At 62.4% G+C, this 3,206-nt stretch carries 4 protein-coding genes; all 4 read right to left on the reverse strand.

What is annotated here, in order from left to right:
• The coding region (gene xth / locus IBX54_RS13855; RefSeq protein ID WP_296543244.1) for an exodeoxyribonuclease III at positions 1-758 on the reverse strand (758 nt) is incomplete at its 3' end.
• 13 nt (positions 759-771) lie between these two features.
• The gene (locus IBX54_RS13860; RefSeq protein WP_296543245.1) at positions 772-1,260 is read right to left on the reverse strand and encodes a dihydrofolate reductase; all 489 of its coding nucleotides are present in this window, start codon (positions 1,258-1,260) and stop codon (positions 772-774) included.
• Positions 1,257-2,177, reverse strand: a complete 921-nt coding sequence (locus IBX54_RS13865; RefSeq protein ID WP_296543246.1) for a DMT family transporter — start codon at positions 2,175-2,177, stop codon at positions 1,257-1,259. Before IBX54_RS13865 ends, IBX54_RS13860 begins: the two co-directional genes overlap by 4 nt.
• Entirely contained in the window at positions 2,141-2,974 is an 834-nt protein-coding gene (locus IBX54_RS13870) for a thymidylate synthase (RefSeq protein ID WP_296543247.1), read from the reverse strand. The genes IBX54_RS13865 and IBX54_RS13870 overlap by 37 nt, the downstream gene beginning before the upstream one ends.
• Positions 2,975-3,206 lie beyond the last annotated feature (232 nt).

The following is a 3,206-nucleotide window of genomic DNA, read 5'->3' on the forward strand; positions in this document are numbered from 1 at the left end:
GCATGGTCGCTGGGGCGCTCATTTTTGCGCGGAGTCTTGTCGATCCAGCAGGCGGCTACCTGGTCTTTTAGCGCGTTGCTCACCAAAATGTGGTCAATGCGCATGCCGCGGTTGCGCCTGAAGCCAAAGTCGCGGTAGTCCCACCATGAATAGCTTTTGGCGGCTTGCGGAAACAGCCGGTGCGCATCATGCAGGCCCAGCGCAACCAGGGCATTTAACTCGTAGCGCTCTTCATCGGTGCAATGAATCTGGTCTTTCATGCCCACCGGGTCCCACACATCGGCGTCGTCAAAGGTGATGTTGAAGTCGCCCATCAGCACCAGCCTGGGGTGCGCCACCAGCTCGGCGCGCAGCCAGTCGCGCAGGCCCTTGAGCCAGGCCAGTTTGTACTCGAACTTGTCGCTGCCGGGCTCCTGTCCGTTGGGAAAATACGCGCCCACGACCCGGATGGCTTCAGATTGGGCTTCAGAGACAAAGGTCGCGCTGATCACGCGTGCCAGCGCATCGCTGAAGCCGGGAATGTTGCGCACCACCTCAAGCGCAGGTGTCTTGCTGATCAGCGCCACGCCGTTGTAGGTTTTCTGGCCGAAACAGACAGACTGGTAGCCAGCTGCCGCAAACGCGGCGTGTGGAAACTTGTCGTCGCTCATTTTGAGCTCCTGCAGCGCCAGCACATCGACCGGGTTGGCGGCCAGCCAGTCGAGCACTTGCGGCAGGCGCACGGTGAGCGAATTGATGTTCCAGGTGGCTAGTTTCATGGCGTGTTTGACCTCAGGGTTGCTTTTCATAGGTGACAAAGCTGAATGGCAGGCCGCTGCTGCTCACATGCGATTCGCGCGCCACTTCGTGCCACTCGGGGCCGAAGCGGGGCGCAAAGGCATCGCCTTCAAAATCGGCATCGAGCTCGGTTACCACGGCGCTGCCGGCCAGGGCCAGCGCCTGCGCGTACAGCTCGGCACCGCCAATCACCCAGGCCGTGCTCTCCATCGGGCAGGCGGCGCAGGCGGCTTCCAGCGAGTTCACCACCGTGGCACCGACCGCTTGCCAATCCAACTGCCGCGTCACCACCACATTGAGGCGGCCGGGCAGCGGGCGGAATCTGGGCGGCAGCGAGTCCCAGGTCTTGCGGCCCATGATGACCGGGCAGCCCAGCGTGGTGCGCTTGAAGTGCGCCATGTCCTCGGGCAGGTGCCAGGGCAGGGTGTTTTGCTTGCCAATGACGCCGTTGCGGGCGCGGGCCAGGATCAGATTGAGTTTCATGGAGTGGTTGCAGGTTTGCGCGGTGGCAGCAGCACCGCGGCGATGGCGGCCATGACGCACAGCACGGCCACCAGGTCTGGCCAGCCCGGCATTTCGTTCACGATCAGGGTGGCGCTCAGGGTGCCCACCAGCGGGATCGCCATGATGCTCATGGCGCTGGTGGCGGGTGGCAGGTGGCGCGCCATGCCAAACCAGATGATCTGGGCAAAACCGTAGTTGATGAGCGCGCCATAGGCCAGGCTAGCCCACATCGGGGTAGAAAATTGCCAGCTCGGCCAGGGCTCCAGCACCGCGGCAAACAGCCACAGGCAGACGCTGGCCAGAATCAGCATCCAGACGGTGAGCGCCTCCATTGGCAGCGTCAAATGCGCTCGGCGCATCATCAGCGTGCCCGCGGCCCAAGCCAGCGCGGCCAGTTCCATCCAGACAATGCCGAGCGGTTTGCCGGTGATGGCGGTGAGCTCGTTGAAGGTGAGCAGGGCAATGGTCAGCGCCACGGCCAGCATGGCAAACACCATGCGCCGGGTGAGCTTCTCCTTGAACACCAGCACACCCAGCAGCACCGTCCAGATCGGCATGGTGAAGCCCAGAATGGCGGCGCGGCCGCTGGCGAGTTCTTTCACGCCCAAAATCGCCAGCGTATGCCAGCCCAGCACATTGGGCAGCCCGAGCGTGATGACGCTGCGCCACTCGGCGCCCTGCGGCCACATGCGCACGCCCTTGAAGCGGTAAAAACTGAACAGCCAAAGCGCGCCAACGCTCATGGTCAGTGCGCGAAAGTAGAGCGGTGAGAGTTCGCGCAAGCTGTACTTCATCATCGGCCAGTTGATGCCCCACATCAGCGTGAGGGCGACCAGGCCCCACAATTGGCGGCGGCTGATCACACGGCCACCGGCGCCTTGATGGCAGGGTGACACTGGTAGCCGTTGACTGCGAAATCTTCATAGACATAGTCAAAGATCGAGTCGGGTCGGCGCTTGATGTCCAGCGTGGGGTAGGCAAACGGCGTGCGGCTCAACTGCAGCGCCACTTGCTCGGCGTGGTTGCTGTAGATGTGGCAGTCGCCGCCGGTCCAGATGAAGTCGCCCACATCGAGGTCGCACTGCTGCGCCACCATGTGCGTCAGCAGCGCATAGCTGGCAATGTTGAAGGGCACACCCAGAAACAGGTCGGCACTGCGCTGGTAGAGCTGGCAGCTCAGCTTGCCCTTGCCGCCGGGTGTGGTTGGCGGGGCGACGTAAAACTGGAAAAAGGCATGGCAGGGCATGAGCGCCATTTTGTCGAGCTCGGCCACGTTCCAGGCGCTCACCAGCATGCGGCGCGAGTCCGGGGTGCTCTTGAGAGTGTTGATGATCTGGCTGATCTGGTCGATGTGGCCGCCGTCCGGTGTCGGCCAGCTGCGCCATTGCACGCCATACACCGGCCCCAGGTCGCCGGTGGCGGGGTTGGCCCACTCGTCCCAGATGGTGCAGCCGTTGTCCTGCAGCCATTTCACGTTACTGTCGCCGCGCAAAAACCAGAGCAACTCGACGATGATGGCTTTTAAAAAAACCTTCTTGGTGGTGACCAGCGGAAAGCCCCGCGCCAGGTCGAAGCGCATCTGGTAGCCGAACACGCTCTTGGTGCCGGTACCGGTGCGGTCGGCCTTGAAGACGCCGTGGGCGTCCACGTGGCGCAGCAGGGTTTCGTATTGGGAGCTGGCGGATTGGGGCATTTCAAAAAGGGCACGCGTCCCCTTTCCTTGTTTCGCTGAGATCGGCGATTCTAACTTTTCGGGCGTCAGCTACTCAGTCCTTCGCCACCACCGTGTCATACAACCCGTAGTGGGTCAGGTCATCGTGGCTCAGAATGCCGGTGTAACGCAGCGAGGCATCTTCATAACGCCGAAACGCAAACACCGCCTGGTTCATCTGCTCGGTATTGAACACCTTGAGCTGCACCAGCAG

The sequence above is a fragment of the Rhodoferax sp. genome (genome assembly GCF_014859475.1).
GTDB lineage: Bacteria > Pseudomonadota > Gammaproteobacteria > Burkholderiales > Burkholderiaceae_C > Rhodoferax.